Source organism: Natribaculum luteum (genome assembly GCF_023008545.1).
Classification (GTDB): Archaea; Halobacteriota; Halobacteria; order Halobacteriales; family Natrialbaceae; genus Natribaculum; species Natribaculum luteum.
Map to the genome: position 1 here is coordinate 3,436,205 of NZ_CP095397.1, position 13,767 is coordinate 3,449,971.

General features: G+C 63.8%; 18 protein-coding genes. 5 read left to right on the top strand and 13 right to left on the bottom strand.

Annotated features, from left to right (window positions below):
* Window positions 1-19: 19 nt before the first annotated feature.
* The 4 genes from MU558_RS17700 to MU558_RS17715 form a co-directional block, all read right to left on the bottom strand.
* A complete protein-coding gene (locus MU558_RS17700) occupies window positions 20-286 on the bottom strand; it encodes a DUF7521 family protein (protein WP_246970166.1) in 267 nt (88 codons plus the stop codon).
* Window positions 283-642, bottom strand: coding sequence for a winged helix-turn-helix domain-containing protein (locus MU558_RS17705; RefSeq protein ID WP_246970169.1), 360 nt, complete (start codon window positions 640-642; stop codon window positions 283-285). The genes MU558_RS17700 and MU558_RS17705 overlap by 4 nt, the downstream gene beginning before the upstream one ends.
* A gap of 94 nt (window positions 643-736) precedes the next feature.
* Window positions 737-1,282 carry a hypothetical protein gene (locus MU558_RS17710; protein WP_246970186.1) on the bottom strand — a complete coding sequence of 182 codons (546 nt, stop codon included), beginning with the start codon at window positions 1,280-1,282 and terminating at the stop codon, window positions 737-739.
* The gene (locus tag MU558_RS17715) at window positions 1,275-2,129 is read right to left on the bottom strand and encodes a DsbA family protein (RefSeq protein ID WP_246970189.1); all 855 of its coding nucleotides are present in this window, start codon (window positions 2,127-2,129) and stop codon (window positions 1,275-1,277) included. The genes MU558_RS17710 and MU558_RS17715 overlap by 8 nt, the downstream gene beginning before the upstream one ends.
* Before the next feature lie 114 nt (window positions 2,130-2,243).
* Here MU558_RS17715 and MU558_RS17720 point away from each other — a divergent pair, with 114 nt between their 5' ends.
* Entirely contained in the window at window positions 2,244-3,017 is a 774-nt protein-coding gene (locus MU558_RS17720; RefSeq protein ID WP_246970204.1) for a DsbA family protein, read from the top strand.
* Here MU558_RS17720 and MU558_RS17725 read toward each other — a convergent pair whose 3' ends face one another.
* The 5 genes from MU558_RS17725 to MU558_RS17745 form a co-directional block, all read right to left on the bottom strand.
* The gene (locus MU558_RS17725) at window positions 3,018-4,124 is read right to left on the bottom strand and encodes an aminotransferase class V-fold PLP-dependent enzyme (protein ID WP_246970207.1); all 1,107 of its coding nucleotides are present in this window, start codon (window positions 4,122-4,124) and stop codon (window positions 3,018-3,020) included. It abuts the gene before it with no gap.
* Window positions 4,125-4,190: 66 nt separating this feature from the next.
* A complete protein-coding gene (locus MU558_RS17730; protein ID WP_246970210.1) occupies window positions 4,191-5,201 on the bottom strand; it encodes an NAD(P)/FAD-dependent oxidoreductase in 1,011 nt (336 codons plus the stop codon).
* The gene (gene trxA, locus MU558_RS17735; protein WP_246970213.1) at window positions 5,202-5,534 is read right to left on the bottom strand and encodes a thioredoxin; all 333 of its coding nucleotides are present in this window, start codon (window positions 5,532-5,534) and stop codon (window positions 5,202-5,204) included.
* Window positions 5,535-5,761: 227 nt separating this feature from the next.
* On the bottom strand, window positions 5,762-6,163 hold the full coding sequence (locus MU558_RS17740; RefSeq protein ID WP_246970216.1) for a helix-turn-helix domain-containing protein: 402 nt from the start codon (window positions 6,161-6,163) through the stop codon (window positions 5,762-5,764).
* A 697-nt stretch (window positions 6,164-6,860) separates the two neighbouring features.
* A complete protein-coding gene (locus MU558_RS17745) occupies window positions 6,861-8,057 on the bottom strand; it encodes an MBL fold metallo-hydrolase (RefSeq protein ID WP_246970219.1) in 1,197 nt (398 codons plus the stop codon).
* Window positions 8,058-8,295: 238 nt separating this feature from the next.
* Between MU558_RS17745 and MU558_RS17750 the strand changes: the two genes are divergently transcribed.
* Entirely contained in the window at window positions 8,296-8,541 is a 246-nt protein-coding gene (locus MU558_RS17750; RefSeq protein ID WP_246970222.1) for a sulfurtransferase TusA family protein, read from the top strand.
* A gap of 1 nt (window position 8,542) precedes the next feature.
* Entirely contained in the window at window positions 8,543-9,121 is a 579-nt protein-coding gene (locus MU558_RS17755; protein WP_246970225.1) for a DsrE/DsrF/DrsH-like family protein, read from the top strand.
* Between the two features lie 37 nt (window positions 9,122-9,158).
* Here the strand turns inward: MU558_RS17755 and MU558_RS17760 are convergent, their stop codons facing one another.
* From MU558_RS17760 to MU558_RS17775, 4 genes are all read right to left on the bottom strand, one after another.
* Window positions 9,159-9,758, bottom strand: coding sequence for an HD domain-containing protein (locus MU558_RS17760; RefSeq protein WP_246970228.1), 600 nt, complete (start codon window positions 9,756-9,758; stop codon window positions 9,159-9,161).
* Window positions 9,755-10,480, bottom strand: coding sequence for an EthD domain-containing protein (locus MU558_RS17765; RefSeq protein WP_246970231.1), 726 nt, complete (start codon window positions 10,478-10,480; stop codon window positions 9,755-9,757). The genes MU558_RS17760 and MU558_RS17765 overlap by 4 nt, the downstream gene beginning before the upstream one ends.
* Window positions 10,481-10,562: 82 nt before the next feature.
* On the bottom strand, window positions 10,563-11,162 hold the full coding sequence (locus MU558_RS17770) for a GNAT family N-acetyltransferase (RefSeq protein WP_246970234.1): 600 nt from the start codon (window positions 11,160-11,162) through the stop codon (window positions 10,563-10,565).
* 110 nt (window positions 11,163-11,272) lie between these two features.
* Complete coding sequence (locus MU558_RS17775) at window positions 11,273-11,668, bottom strand: universal stress protein (RefSeq protein ID WP_246970237.1); 396 nt, start codon at window positions 11,666-11,668, stop codon at window positions 11,273-11,275.
* Window positions 11,669-11,797: 129 nt separating this feature from the next.
* On the opposite strand from MU558_RS17775, the gene MU558_RS17780 reads away from it, so the two are divergent.
* Both MU558_RS17780 and MU558_RS17785 read left to right on the top strand, forming a co-directional pair.
* Window positions 11,798-12,259 carry a MaoC/PaaZ C-terminal domain-containing protein gene (locus tag MU558_RS17780; protein WP_246970240.1) on the top strand — a complete coding sequence of 154 codons (462 nt, stop codon included), beginning with the start codon at window positions 11,798-11,800 and terminating at the stop codon, window positions 12,257-12,259.
* A gap of 307 nt (window positions 12,260-12,566) precedes the next feature.
* Window positions 12,567-13,745 (top strand): ABC transporter substrate-binding protein, encoded by a 1,179-nt coding sequence (locus MU558_RS17785; RefSeq protein ID WP_377071362.1) that lies wholly within the window; start codon window positions 12,567-12,569, stop codon window positions 13,743-13,745.
* Window positions 13,746-13,767: the final 22 nt, after the last annotated feature.

Genomic DNA, 13,767 nt, shown 5'->3' on the forward strand with positions numbered 1-13,767 from the left:
CCACCCTCGACGCGCCGCGTCACTTTCGCAGCGACGCGAGAACGAGCAGCATTCCACTCGAGACGAGCAGTGCCTGGATGAGCCCTGCCGACTCGATCGACGTGTCGAAGACGAGGTAGATGAGCCCCTCGCAGATCGCGCCGGCACCGATGAAGACGAAGCCGACGGAGACGTACAGCATCGGCTCGCTGCCGTTTCGTCGGTAGCCGTGGTAGGCCAGGTACGCCACCGCGAGGCTCAACGCCAGCGTGATCAGTTTGGCGATGGCGAGCGGTGGCTGGATCATTCGTCACCACGGAGGTCGTCCCAGAGTGCCGTGAAGTTGTCCGCGAGTTCGTCTCGCGTGTCGAGGGTCAGCGACAGGTCGCCGTCGGTCAACTCGAGCGACAGGCCCTCGAGCGTCGTCACGAACTCGCTTCTGTGTGCGCCGTCGGGATCGACGGCCGTTCGTTCCTCGAGCAAGCCGTACTCCTGGAGCGTCGAGACGCGACGGTAGACCGTCGCGAGCGACGAGTCACACGCCTCGCTCAGGGCTTTCGCGGTCATCGGCTGGCGATCCGCGGCGACGAGAATACGTCGCGCGTAGTCGTCTGCCAGGACGGCAAAGACGTCGCCGGGATCCGGATTCCCCTCCGATTGCACAGCGGGCGTTCGGCGTCGGCGAGCAAATAGGCGACGGTTTCTCGACTCGAGCGATCGACTCGGGGCACTCGCGGCGGGCGTCGTCCGTCGGACGTCAGCGGGACACATCGGTCTCGATCCGGCACTGTTCTGGATTTCCAGTTCGACCCAGGAAGAACACCAGGAGAGCGAGGCCGGCGACGCGAACGAGGTGGCCCTCGAACGGCAACGCCGCCAGTCCGCCGGCGAAGCCCAGAAATCCCAGCAGTCCGGCACCACAGCTCGCACAGCCGGACGCGAGAAGTCCGGGGAGGACGCCGGTGAGGTCGGTGAGACTCGAGAGGCCGACGACGCGCAGTTGCGCGGCGGCGTTGACGACCGCGACGCCGGTGAGGACGGCGTAGAGGACGATCACGCCGAGGGTGGTGAAGCCGTCCGTCTGGTAGGCCGTCTCCGTCAGCGAGATCAGGACGTAGTCGAACCAGTGCAGCCCCGCACCGAGCATCTGGATTGTGAACTCGGGCATCGTACTGAAGATCAGGACGACGTACGTGACGGCCGCGACGAACGCCAGCCCGGCGATCCGTCGCCACGTCTCGAACGGGTACGCGAGCGCCGCGCGCAGTTCGTCGAGGAAGTCGGCGAACGCGCTGCTACGCATGCTGCACCTCCTCGATCGCGTCGCGGTACATCTCGTAGGGCTGTGCACCTTTCAACTGCGTCGTCGTGTCCGAGTCGGCGTGAAAGACGAGAAAGCTGGGCGTCGCCGACACGCCGTTGGCCGTCGCGCTCTCGGCGTCGGCGTCGAGTCGCGACCGGATCTTCTCGCGGTTCGTCTCGAGGTCGGCCTCGAGGGCGTCGGCGTCGATGCCGTCGACGTCCTCGGTAAGCGAGAGCAAGGCTGCTCGCGACGCCCATCCCGAGTTCTTCTCGCCCTGGGCGTCGAAGACGGCCTCGTGCCAGCGGAGGTACGCGTCGGGTCGGTCCTCCTGCACCTGCCGCCAGACGCATTTCGACAGCGCGGCCGCGACCTTCGAGTCGTCACCGACCTTTGGAAGCTGGAGGAGCGCGATCCGGACGGTGCCGTCCGCGACGTCGTTTGCGAGTAGCTCCGGAAAGGCGCCCCGTTCGAAGTGTGTACAGAACGGACACTGGTAGTCGCCCCAGTAGTAGAGGTCGACCGGCGCGTCGCGTGCGCCCGCAATGGGAACTCCGGCCAACGGAACGCCGAGCGCCGTCGTCTCGGTCGTCGCGTGAAAGAGCGAGTCCGTTCCCAGGGCAGTCGTCGCGGCCGCGACCAGCTCCGCGGTGGATTCGTCGTTCGACGCCGCCTCCGACGCCGGTCGTTTTCCCGCCGAGAGGCACCCGGCGACGCTGCCGACAGATGCTGCGAGTCCGCCAAGAACGGCTCGACGACGCGGAGACCGTACCGTCCGGTCGTCTGACTCGTCCACCTCGAGCGGTCGTCGGCCGCGGCGGCGGTGTCCGTCGGTGTCGATGGAAACCACGTTCGATCGAAACGAGAGCGGCGACGACTAAATTCGTCACCATCGTTTGCTGGGTCAGCAAAACGTCCCTGCGTTTAGGACCGCGCAACGCTAACGGAAGCGTGATCACAACGTATGGATTCGTATCGGCCGTCCCGCCGCGCGTTCCTCGGCGGTTCGCTGGCAGTTCTCGGTGGCGGTGCCTATCTCTTCGGCCGCTCCGATGGCTCTACCGACGGACCAACGAGCGTCGGTTCGTCCGGCGGCAACTCGTCCGACGGCATCTCGCCGACGTTTCACTCGAGCGAACAGACATCCGGACTCGGCGTCGATCTGCAGGGAAAGCCGCTTATGGGGTCGCCCGACGCACCGATCGACCTCTACTACTGGACGGACTTCCAGTGTCCGTTCTGTGCGCGATTCGAACGCGAGACGCTCCCCGAAATCGTCCGCAAGCAGGTCGAACCGGGGAACGTTCGCGTCGTGTTCATCTGGCTGCCGTACTTCGGCGAAGACTCGATGACCGCCGCCGTCGCGGCCGCCTGCGTCTGGCGACGGGTCCGGGACGACTCGCCGGGCACCTACTGGGACTGGCAGACTGCGGTCTTCGAGGAGCAAGGCGAGAAGAACTCCGGGTGGGCCTCGGAGGAGAGCCTCCTCGAGATTGCCCGGTCGGTATCGGGCGTCGACGCCGACGCACTCGAGACCTGCCTCCAGAATCGACGCGACGAACTCGAGGCCGAGATCGACGCAGACGTCGAGCAGGCCAGTTCGTACGACGTCACCGCCACGCCGACGTTCGGAATCTTCGACCGGGAGTCGAAGACGTGGGGCAAACTCGTCGGCGCACAGCCATACGCCAGGTTCGAGGAGGCGATCAGACGCGTCGACGACGCAGAGGGCGAGTAACTACAGCGCCTCGAGCAAGGCGTCGACGTCCTCGCGGGTGTTGAACGCGTGGACGGACGCGCGGATCGCCTCGGGATACGGGAGCGAGCGGACGACGATCCCGCGTTCGGCCAGCCGTTCGACGGTCGCCTCGGGGTCGTCGACGGCGATCGTTACGAGACCGGACTCGTACTCTCGAGGACTGAGAAGCCGATCTTCTGGAACTCCGTCTTTGAGTCGGTCGGTGAGGCTCGCGATCCGATCTTCGACCGTCTCGATGCCGACCTCCTCGAGGAGGTCGATCGCCGTCTCGAGTCCGGCGTACGGCGCGGGGCTCGTCGTGCCGACCTCGAACCGGCCCGCACCGGGTTCGTACTCGTAATCCGCGGCGTTTGCCTCCACGACGCTCCGGTAGCCGATCGCGCTCGGCACGAGGTCGCGTTCGACGCCGTCGCGGACGTACAGGAAGCCGGCCCCGAACGGCCCGAGCAGCCACTTGTGTCCTGCAGCGGCGACGAAGTCGGCACCCCACTCGTCGACGTCGACGACCGTCTGCCCGGGTGCCTGTACGGCGTCGACCAGCACGGACGCGCCGGCGTCGTGGGCGATGTCGACGATCTTGCCGATCGGCAGGCGCGTCCCGTGCGTCCAGGTGAGCGAACTCACACAGAACAGGGTCGCGTCGTCGGCAGCAGCTTTCACGTCCTCTACGTCGACGTATCCTCGCTCGGTCTCGAGGACGCGGACGTCGATCCCGCGTGTGCGCTCGAGTCGTCGCCACGGGAGCACGCCCGCCGAGTGCTCGAGGTCGGTCCGAACGACGACGTCGTCGTCGCTCCAGTCCATCGCGCCCGCGACGCGGTTGATGCCGTCTGTCGTGCTCTGGGTCAGTGCGATCTCGTCGGGGGAAGCGCCGAGCAAGTCTGCGACGGCTGCGCTCGCGGACTCGTAGACGTCCGCCGCGGCGGTGTACATCCCTTCGTTTGCGGGAGCTTCGTACTCGTGGTACTCGAGGGTCGATTCGATCGCCTCGACGACGCGGCGCGGACTCGGGCCGCTCGCGCCCGTGTTGAAGTAGACGTCGTCCTCGAGGGCGGGAATGTCGTCACGGAGGTCTGTGGGTTGCATTGGTCTCGCGCTAGGTATCTCGGGAAATTGTCTTGAAAACGCCGGTGTCGTCGTCCTGGAGCGGGTTCAGGCGGGGGTAGCCGCCTCGGTGCGCTCTGCGTCCTGCTCGTCGAGCCACGCTTCCGCGTCGAGAGCGGCCATACTCCCGGTGCCGGCGGCGGTGATCGCCTGCCGGTAGTTCGGATCCATCACGTCGCCAGCGCCGAAGACGCCGTCGACGTTCGTCTCGGTCGTCATCCCCTCGAGGGTCAGCAGGTGGCCGTCGTCGTCGAGGGAAACGGGCGTCTCCTCGAGGAAGTCCGTGTTCGGGACGTGGCCGACGCCGTAGAAGATTCCGCCGACGTCGACGTCATCGCGGTCGACCTCATCGCCGTTCTCGAACTTCTCCTTGGGGTAGCCGTCGGGGTGGCTCACCAGCGTCGCGCCGGTGACGCCTTCCTCCTGGCTGCCGTGGATCTCGAGCAGTTCGGTGTTCCAGCGGAACTCGATCTTCTCGTGGTCGAGCGCGCGGCGGGCCATGACCTCGGAGGCGCGCAGTTCGTCGCGACGGTGGACGATCGTCACGCTCTCGGCGAACTTCGCGAGGAAGAGCGCCTCCTCCATCGCGCTGTCGCCGCCGCCGATCACGAGGACGTCGTCCCCGCGGTGGAACGCGCCGTCACAGGTGGCACACGTCGAGACGCCGTAGCCCATCAGCTCGTCTTCGTTCTCGGCACCGACCCAGCGAGCGCTCGCACCGGTCGCGACGATCAACGCACGCGTTCGCAGCGTCTCGCCGTTCGACAGGGAGAGTTCGAACGGTCGATCCTCGAGGTCAGCGGACTCGACGGTCGCGCGGACGAACTCCGCACCGAACCGCTCGGCCTGCTCTTTCCCGCGCTGGATCAGCTCCATCCCACCGACGCCCTCGGGGAATCCGAGGAAGTTCTCCACGTCGGTCGTCAGCGTGAGCTGTCCGCCCGGTTCCGGCCCCTCGAGGACGACCGGCTCGAGGTCGGCCCGTGCGGCGTAGACTGCAGCCGAGAGGCCGGAGACGCCGGAGCCGACGACGACCACGTCGCGTGTCGTCTCGGTCATTTACGCTGCGTAGTTGTCGATCAGCTGCCGGAGCTGTTCGGCCGGCTGGACGCCGACGGTACGTTCGACCTGCTGGCCGTCCGAGTAGAGCAAGAGCGTGGGGACGCCCTGCACGCCGTTTGCACCGGCGAGTCGCTGGTGTTGATCGATGTCCACCTTCGCGATGACAGCGTCTGTGTCGCTTGCGAGGTCTTCCAGGACGGGTTCGATCATCTTACACGGGCCACACCAGTCGGCGTAGAAGTCGACGAGGACGACGCCGTACTCGGAGACGACTTCCTCGAGGTGTGACTGACCGTCGATGTAAACTGGTTCGGTTGGGGTCTGCGACATCGTACCTCCACGTACTTGCTCCAGTGCTTTAACGGTTTTGGATGTATTGTGCAATACCAAAACACACATACAGCGCCGTACAGTACGGATCGCTCGTGATTCAGTCATTTCGGCGGTACATCAGAACGACCGATCGATTCCACTCGTCGCGGGAGCTACGAGCGAACCGTATCGGTGAATAGCAAAAACGGAGAGTGACAAGATAGAACGTGGTGTGACGTCGTGAATTACGACTCGGCGGCCATCTCCTCGAGGCGCTGGTCGTACTTGTCCTCGAACTCCTGGATGAGCTGGCCCATCTTGGCGTACCAGTCGTTGAGCATCCGCTGCATGTCGTCGGCGACCTGCTTGGGGTCCGCCGGGTGGTAAACGTGGTAGTAGCCGCCCTGGTCGTAGTTGATCTGTTCTTTCTGGATGAAGCCCGTCTGGAGCAGTCGCTGGATCGAGCGGTAGGCCGTCGATCGCTCGCGATCGACCCGGTTGGCCACCTCGTCGATCGTCAACGGCTCCTCGCTCTCGACGAGTACCTGGAAACACTCCTTGTCGAGCTGTTTGAGTCCGTGGAGACACTCCAGCAAGCCCTCACACTCCATGTCTTGCTGGAGGTACTCTGACATCGAGTCTGCCATGATATTGGCCGATTGTAAGGCCTACGGTGTTAAAAGGGTTTTGTGTGTCATGCACAATGCCGCTGGATGGCGCGTTCTCGTCACGGTCGACCGACGGCGACCGCCGCCGGCTGCGTGCCGTCGTGACTCGTCGCCGAGACGAGTGCGACGCACGCGCCCAACCGACCACGATGCGTTCTCGTCGTGAGGTCGGTTCTGATACTGCCGGACAACGGTCACTGAACACTCGATCGCGTCTCCCGGCCCGTCGCCGCTGACGACGGCCGTTCGAGTGCGATCGAGGTGTGAATCGTTTTGTCCAGAGTATGACTTCTCCCACGACTGCAGTCCCACGACATACGGGCGACCGCCGCGAAGACTGACGGGGGACGGATCGTTCTCGAGTCGACCGTCGTGGCGACGATTCGCCGACGCCGTCGGCTACCTGGCCCCTATCTCTGGCACCCGGGCAGTAATGTACAACTAGCACTTTTTCGCGTGTGTGTTTCCGCATTGCCACTGCCGTACAGGCAGTTTTGACGGCTGTGCACAATTCTGTCGGATTTTTCGGAAACTGCGAGTCGAAGGCGGCAGACACGCAGGTACTGGATCGACCAGTACGGCAGGAGAGTCGTCGGCAGGTCGAGTCAGTGTCGACCGCCGTAGGGCCGACGGAGTCGCTTACAGTGAGGACCGTCGTCAGAGGACGTAACGGGGATTAGTCGCCCGTGAGCGCTTCCTGGCTGGCGGCGCAGTTGTTCGGGCCGAGCTCGAGAGAGAAGGCTTCGTCGTCGTCGTCGACGACGTTCTGGCCGAGGTTGGTGGGGATGATCGTCTCGTAGTTGGCCGGGCGGGGCGGCATGTCCGAGAGGATCAGCTCGACGAACTCCTCTTCGTCCATCGAGAGCGCCTCCATCTCGTCCTCGAGCTGGCCGATCGGGGCGGTGTAGGTGCCGTCGTCGGCGGGCTCGGCCGCGTCACTGAAGTGTGCGCCACCGATCAGCGTGTCGTCTGGCAGCGGCAGGACGCGCTCCTGGAGCGATTCGTAGAGCATGCGTGCGGCGTCAGGTGCACCGTCGTCGCCCTCCTCGAGGTCGGGGCGGGCGACGCTCTCGGTGAACAGACCGTCGCCGGTCGCCAGCAGGCTGTCACCGATCAGGTAGGACGTCATGTCGGTGGTGTGGCCGGGCGTGTAGAGGGCCTCGATCGTGACGTCGCCGACCTGGAACTCGTCGCCGTCCTCCGCCAGGGTGACGATGTCGGTGTAGGTCGCCCCGCGGTCGGCGGACTTCTGTGGGATGACGCCCTCGACGCCCTCCTCGACGAGTGCGCGGACGCCGGAGAGGTGGTCGGCGTGCATGTGCGTGTCGATGGCGTACGTGAGGTCGACGCCGAGTTCGTCGGCGTCCTCGAGGTAGCGATCGGTGAAGGCCCGGAGGGGATCGATCACGGCAGCCTCGTCGTCGTCGTAGACCATGTAGGCCAGGCAGCCACTCGAGGGGCGCTGGTACTGGACGAGCGTGCCGGGGCCGTCGTAGTCGGCGACCTCGACGGCCTCGTAGATCGCGGCCCAGCCGTTCATCCCGTCTTCGAGGTGGACGGCGTCGTAACCGCGCTCTTTCAGCGTCGCCGCGACGTACTCGCTCGAGCCGCCTTTCGCACAGAGGACGACGATCTCGCGGTCGTCGGGGATCTGTGCGAGGACGTCGTCGTCGATCTCGTCCTCGAGGAACTCGAAGTAGGGGACGTTGATCGACTCGACGGTTTCGCCCTCGATGTGCCACTCCTCGTAGTCGTTCGCCGCGCGAACGTCGAGGACCGTCACGTCTTCACCCGCGTCGATTCGGCTCTTGAGCGTCTCTGGATCGATCGTGTCGACCGGGACGTCTGGCGTTGGCAAGTCCATGTCGCTCATGTTGTACAGGTACTCCTACCGGGTGAACCCACATAAGAGTTTCCATAGTATTTTGCAATATGCGCAATATAGACTACGGCCACCCTCTGTATATTGTTGTTTAGTGCGCGTAACGCGCTATTGGGAGGGAATAAGGAATAAACTCGAATTACAGTTGTTCGAGTTTTCCACAAGGAGCGATAACCTTTTAACCGTGGGTGTAATATTGTGCGCTAACCACAACACAGAACATCAAACCATGAGCACTGAATTCGACGTTACGGAAACACTCGACGTACAGGGTGCGAGCTGTCCGATGCCGGTCGTCAAGACCAAGCAGGCGATCGACGACCTCGAGGAAGGCGAAGTCCTCGAGGTGGTCGCGACCGACTCCGGGAGCATGAGCGACATCGAGGGCTGGGCCGCCGGCACCGACGGTGTCGAACTCCTGGCCCAGGAGGAAGGCGACGGCGTCTACAAACACTACGTCGAGAAGACCGCGTGAGATGAGCTCGGATACACAGCCATCGGGGGACGCGGCAGATCCAACCGAGGCCGAACTCAGACAGCGTGTCGAGGAACTCGAGGCGCAGTTGGCCGACCTCGAGGCGGCCGTCGGCGACGACCAGAAGCAGATGACGATCGTCGCGACGAAGGGGACACTCGACATGGCGTACCCGCCGCTGATCCTGGCGAGTACGGCCGCCGCTTTCGGCTGGGACGTCGTCGTCTTCCACACGTTCTGGGGACTCGACATCCTCCACGAGGAAAAGTCCAAGAACCTCAAACTCTCGGCGGTCGGCAACCCAAGTATGCCGATGCCCAACGCGCTGGCTGCGTTGCCCGGGATGGACGCGATGGCCACGCGCATGATGGAAAAAAAGATCGACGAGAACAACACCGCCACCATCGAGGAACTCATCGAACTCTCGCTGGACAGCGGCGTCGACCTCCAGGCCTGTCAGATGACCATCGAACTGATGGACTACGACGAAGACGACTTCTACGATGGCGTCACCACCGGTGTCGGGGCCGCCACCGCCCTCCAGCACATGGCTGACTCCGACGTCCAGCTGCTCGTCTGAGTTCCCGCGTCCGCGCCGGTCGTGACGAGTCGACCCGCTACTCCTGGGTCTGACTGTACTTTTCGACCCACTCTTTCAGCGTGATCCCCATCGCAGACTGGGTGATCGCGTTCGACGACGCGGAGTTGGCCGACTTGACGAGTTCCGCCTCGAGCGTGCGCGTCGGCACCTCCCCGATGAAGTGGGGGATCGCACGCTGGACCTCGAGTGGACAGCCCACCTCGTGGGCGAGGGCGTACCCCGAGATGGAGTGGGGAATCCCCTCGGTCGCGTACGTCTCGCGGTCGGGGTCGACGAGCGTCTCGGCGTCGACGAAGTCGACGTACTCGTAGCACTTGCCGACGTCGTGGAGCAAGCAGGCGGCGACGATCACGTCGACGTCGGGGTCGGCACCGTGGAACTCCCGCTGGATCTCGGCGGACTCGAGTGCGATCTTCGTGACCCCGCGGACGTGTTCGACGTTCGTTACCTCGTGGATGTTCCACGCGTAGGGGATGTCTTCGACGTGTTTCCAGCCGCCGCGCTCGAGTCCCAGCCGCCAGGCCTCGACGACCTTCTCGCGGAGGTCGTCGTCCTCGATGTGTTCGAGTTCGGGGTAGGCCTCGCGGATCTGGCGCTCGTAGTCGGGATCGGTCATCGCTCCAGGTCGTCGGCCTTGACGAGCCGTTCCTGTCCGACGAACCGGGGACGGTCCTCGAGTGCGAGGAAGTTGTCGACGTCTTCGCGGGGAGCCTTGGCCTTGGGGTGGTCGGGATCGTAGTCCCGGGAGGACTCGTGGCCGAGGCCAGCACGCAGCGCGTCCAGATCCTCGAAGTAGAGTTCGGCGATGCCGTCGAACTCGGCGTGTTCGGGTTCGGTCGGGACGACACGGGCGTACCGGACGACGCCGGGAATCTCGCGTGCGAGCGGAACGTGTTCGTTCGCCCAGTGATCGAGGAACTCCTCGTGGGTCATTCCCTCTTTGCGGACGAGAAACGCCGAGTGCTTGTACAGGCCGTCGGTGTCGCCGTCGACCTCGTCTTTCTCGACGATTTCCTCGCCAATCAGTCGCGGGCGCTCCTCGAGTGCGAGGAAGTTGTCGACGTCCTCGCGGGCCTCCTTTGCCTTCCCGCGGTCGGGATCGTAGTCGCGCGATCCCTCGCTACCGAGCGCGTCGTACAGTTCCTCGAGGTCCTCGAAGAACAGTTCGGCGATGCCGTCGAACTCCGCGGCGTCGGAGTCGGCAGGGAGAACCTGCTGGTAGCGGACGACGCCCTCGATCTCCTTGGCAATCGGGGTGTGCGTGTTCTGCCAGTGGTCGAGGAACTCCTCGTGGCTCAGGCCGTCCTTGCGGACGAGCAAGGCTACGTGCTTGTACATGCGAGCGAACAATGACAGACCATCCTAATAAAATATGACACCGACGGTCGGTCACGTCCAGGAGGGCGTCGCGCCGACGCGGTTACGGTCTCGACGGCCGTTCTGCCGGCGGTCGTTGCACCGCGTCGACGATCGGTTCGTCGAACGACAGGCGCATGCGAAGGTCGGTACCGCGGCGTTCGACCGTCTCGAATCCCATCCGCCGGTAGACGTGGATCGCCCGCTCGTTCGCGACGTCGACGTCGAGCACGATCGCCTCGTGGTCGCCGTCCGCTGCCGCGTAGGCGATCGTCTGTCGGCAGAGCTCGCTGCCGATCCCCCGGTCGTGATAGTCGGGATCGACGAAGACGATGAACTCGGGTTCTGCACTCGAGTCCGGGGCGTACGCTGCATGGCCGACGACCCGATCGTCGTCGCGGGCGACGAAGTTCGTGCCGGTGTCCGCCAGCGCCTCGAGCCACTCCTCGATGCGCTCGCGTCGCACTGGCGGCAGCCCCATCGACCGGTAGGCGTCGGGGTAGCCCTCGTACATCTCGAGGAGGCCGTCCTGGTGGCGCGAGTCGAACGGTTCGACGAGGATCGGTTCGCCGTGCTTGTCGACGAACCGCGGGCAGCGCGGCGGACAGTAGGGCGTCCCCTCACACGCGTCCGGGTTCCAGGCGGGGCAGGTGTCGGTCGTCATCGGCGTTCACGTCTATACGATGGCGGCGCACGGGGATCACTCTCCTCCACCACATAGACGGGGTTCAAATAGGAGCAGGGGGACGAGCCAAGCGACCACGGCGGTCCGACTTACTGCTCCGGACTGACCGTGACGACCGGAGTATCGGTTCCGAGGATGACCGCCTGCGTGACGCTCCCGAAGATGACTTTCCCCGTCGGGGTCTGCTGGCGGCCCGACAGACAGATCATGTCGAAGTCCTGCTCTTCTGCCATCCTGATCAGTTCGCTGGCCGGTTCCCCGCTCGTCTCGTAGTACTCGTAGTCGATACCGCGTTCGTCGAGCGACTCTGCGGCCTGCCGAACCGACTCGAGTTGCTGTACCGACGCACCCTCCGGGTTGTCCTGGAACACGTGACACAGGACCGCCGTGATCTCCTCGTCGGCTGCTGGTAGCGACGCGATCGTCGACGCCTGTGCACTCGCTCGCCGTTCGTCGGTGTCGATACCGACCAGTATGCGGAACATACCTCGACCGTTGCAGGCCCTCGACATAATTCTGCTGACTAGTGTGTCTTTCTGTGACACACGAACAGTAAACTCCCTCGAGCGCAGCGAACGGAAACGTATTTACCGACATTGTTTGAACAGTTTCTCATGGCGTACAGCTACGAGCCTCACTACTTCGAAGACTTCGAAGTGGGTCAGATGTTCGAGAGCGTCGGTCGCACCGTCACCGAGTCCGACTTCGTCATGCACTCGATGTTCACTGGCGACTGGACGGAACTTCACACCAACAAACACTTCGCCGAGGACGGCCACTTCGACGGTCGCGTCGCACACGGTCCCATGACGTTCAGCCTGGCAACCGGATTCGTCTACCGGTGTGGCATCGTCGAGCGGACCGTCTACGCGTTCCTGGGGATGAACTACATGGACATCCCGAACCCGGTCTTCATGGACGACACGATCAGCCTCGATATGGAGGTCACCGAAAAACGCGAACTCTCGAGCAAGGACGACGCCGGACTGGTCACGATCGACACGACGATGACGAACCAGGACGACGACGTCGTCTTCGAGGGCGACATGAAGTTCCTGATCAAGCGCGCGGAGTGATCGCGGCCCGGTCGCGGCCGTCTCGAGTTGTGCTGGCCGCGATCTATTTTCGACAATCGTAATTTATTCTTTTCGACAACTGATTCGTATTTCCCCTCTAGTCGTTTCTTCCTCGATGGTTGGTGACTTGTCACGTATAGTTCGTCTACTTTCGTTATAGAACCGTATAAAGCCGCTACAAATACGGGTGAAATTTTATAGAGTGTTCTAAATTATTCAGCCTGTGATTTCAGACAGCGAGTCACACGGTAGTAGGCGACAGTTTATCAAAGCGATTTCCGCTGGGGGGGCGGTCAGTCTGACCGGGCTGGCCGGTTGTATCGGTGACGCCGACGACGTCGACAACGGGGGCGGAGACTCCGATACGGTCCAGTACGGTGTCATCGAGCCGCTCAGCGGGTCGTTCACCGATCTCGGCAAGGAGCGACTCCAGGGCACGGAGCTCGCAATCCAGCAGATCAACGACAGCGACGAGTACGACTTCGAGATCGAGTACGAGACGTACGACAGTCAGTCGAACGCGTCGACTGCGACCCAGAAAGCCACGGAAGCGGTGCAGTCCGAGGGGGCTCAGTACCTCACCGGCTGTATCTCGAGTTCGGTCGCGATTGCAGTCAACGACTTCGCGAGGGACAACCAGGTCGTGTACACGCCAGGAGCAGCGGCCGTCTCGATTACTGGGGAAAACTGCAACGACTACGTGTTCCGCTTCGAGACGAGCACCGCCCAGATTGCCGAGGGGATGGCACAGTGGACCGTCGACAATCTCGGTGATCAGATCTTCTACCACATCGCCGATTACGCGTACGGCGATTCCGTCAAAGCGGAGGTCGAGTCGCGGATGTCGTCGATCAGCGACTCCTACAGCGAGGTCGGGATGACCAAGTCGGAGTTCGGCTCGACGGACTTCGAGGCGTTTATCAGTCAGATCTCGAGCGCCAGCGACGAGGCGGACGCCGTCGTCGTCGGCATGACCGGTGCCGACCTCGCGATCTTCCTCTCGCAGGCCGCCCGCCGCGGACTGGGCGAGGAGATTCCCATCGTGACGACGACGGCCTCGTTCCAGCCCGTGTTGCAAGGTGCCGCCGAGGGCGCGTACGGCGTCTACAGCGGGGTCCGGTACGTGCCGAGCCTCGAGACGGGTGACAACCAGACGTTCGTCGAGGCGTACCAGGACGAGTACGACGCCCTGCCCGACAACTTCTCGCGGGTCGGCTACGAGTCGGTCCGGATGGTCGCACGCGGGATCAAGGAGGCCGGCACGACCGATCCGACGGCGGTCAAAGACACCCTCGCAGGCCTCGAGCAAGAGACGATCTTCGGTTCGAACAGGTTCCGCGAGTGCGACCAGCAGGCGATGAACCCGGTCTGGATGGGCCAGTGTGTCGAACCGGATAGCGGCGACGTCGCCGACGTCGAACTCCTCACCGAACTCTCCGGTGAGGAGGCCGCTCCAGACTGTGAAACCACGGGCTGCGAACTGTAAGCAGACACGGTTCTTCTTAGAC

Bases quoted from the DNA above. Each gene is read 5' to 3' on its own strand.
- MU558_RS17730 (WP_246970210.1), bottom strand. From the start codon at position 5,201: ATGACCGAGACGACACGCGACGTGGTCGTCGTCGGCTCCGGCGTCTCC.
- MU558_RS17710 (WP_246970186.1), bottom strand. From the start codon at position 1,282: ATGCGTAGCAGCGCGTTCGCCGACTTCCTCGACGAACTGCGCGCGGCG.
- MU558_RS17720 (WP_246970204.1), top strand. From the start codon at position 2,244: ATGGATTCGTATCGGCCGTCCCGCCGCGCGTTCCTCGGCGGTTCGCTG.
- MU558_RS17755 (WP_246970225.1), top strand. From the start codon at position 8,543: ATGAGCTCGGATACACAGCCATCGGGGGACGCGGCAGATCCAACCGAG.
- MU558_RS17750 (WP_246970222.1), top strand. From the start codon at position 8,296: ATGAGCACTGAATTCGACGTTACGGAAACACTCGACGTACAGGGTGCG.
- MU558_RS17760 (WP_246970228.1), bottom strand. From the start codon at position 9,758: ATGACCGATCCCGACTACGAGCGCCAGATCCGCGAGGCCTACCCCGAA.
- MU558_RS17770 (WP_246970234.1), bottom strand. From the start codon at position 11,162: ATGACGACCGACACCTGCCCCGCCTGGAACCCGGACGCGTGTGAGGGG.
- MU558_RS17725 (WP_246970207.1), bottom strand. From the start codon at position 4,124: ATGCAACCCACAGACCTCCGTGACGACATTCCCGCCCTCGAGGACGAC.
- trxA (WP_246970213.1), bottom strand. From the start codon at position 5,534: ATGTCGCAGACCCCAACCGAACCAGTTTACATCGACGGTCAGTCACAC.
- MU558_RS17700 (WP_246970166.1), bottom strand. From the start codon at position 286: ATGATCCAGCCACCGCTCGCCATCGCCAAACTGATCACGCTGGCGTTG.
- MU558_RS17775 (WP_246970237.1), bottom strand. From the start codon at position 11,668: ATGTTCCGCATACTGGTCGGTATCGACACCGACGAACGGCGAGCGAGT.
- MU558_RS17780 (WP_246970240.1), top strand. From the start codon at position 11,798: ATGGCGTACAGCTACGAGCCTCACTACTTCGAAGACTTCGAAGTGGGT.
- MU558_RS17745 (WP_246970219.1), bottom strand. From the start codon at position 8,057: ATGAGCGACATGGACTTGCCAACGCCAGACGTCCCGGTCGACACGATC.
- MU558_RS17740 (WP_246970216.1), bottom strand. From the start codon at position 6,163: ATGGCAGACTCGATGTCAGAGTACCTCCAGCAAGACATGGAGTGTGAG.
- MU558_RS17765 (WP_246970231.1), bottom strand. From the start codon at position 10,480: ATGTACAAGCACGTAGCCTTGCTCGTCCGCAAGGACGGCCTGAGCCAC.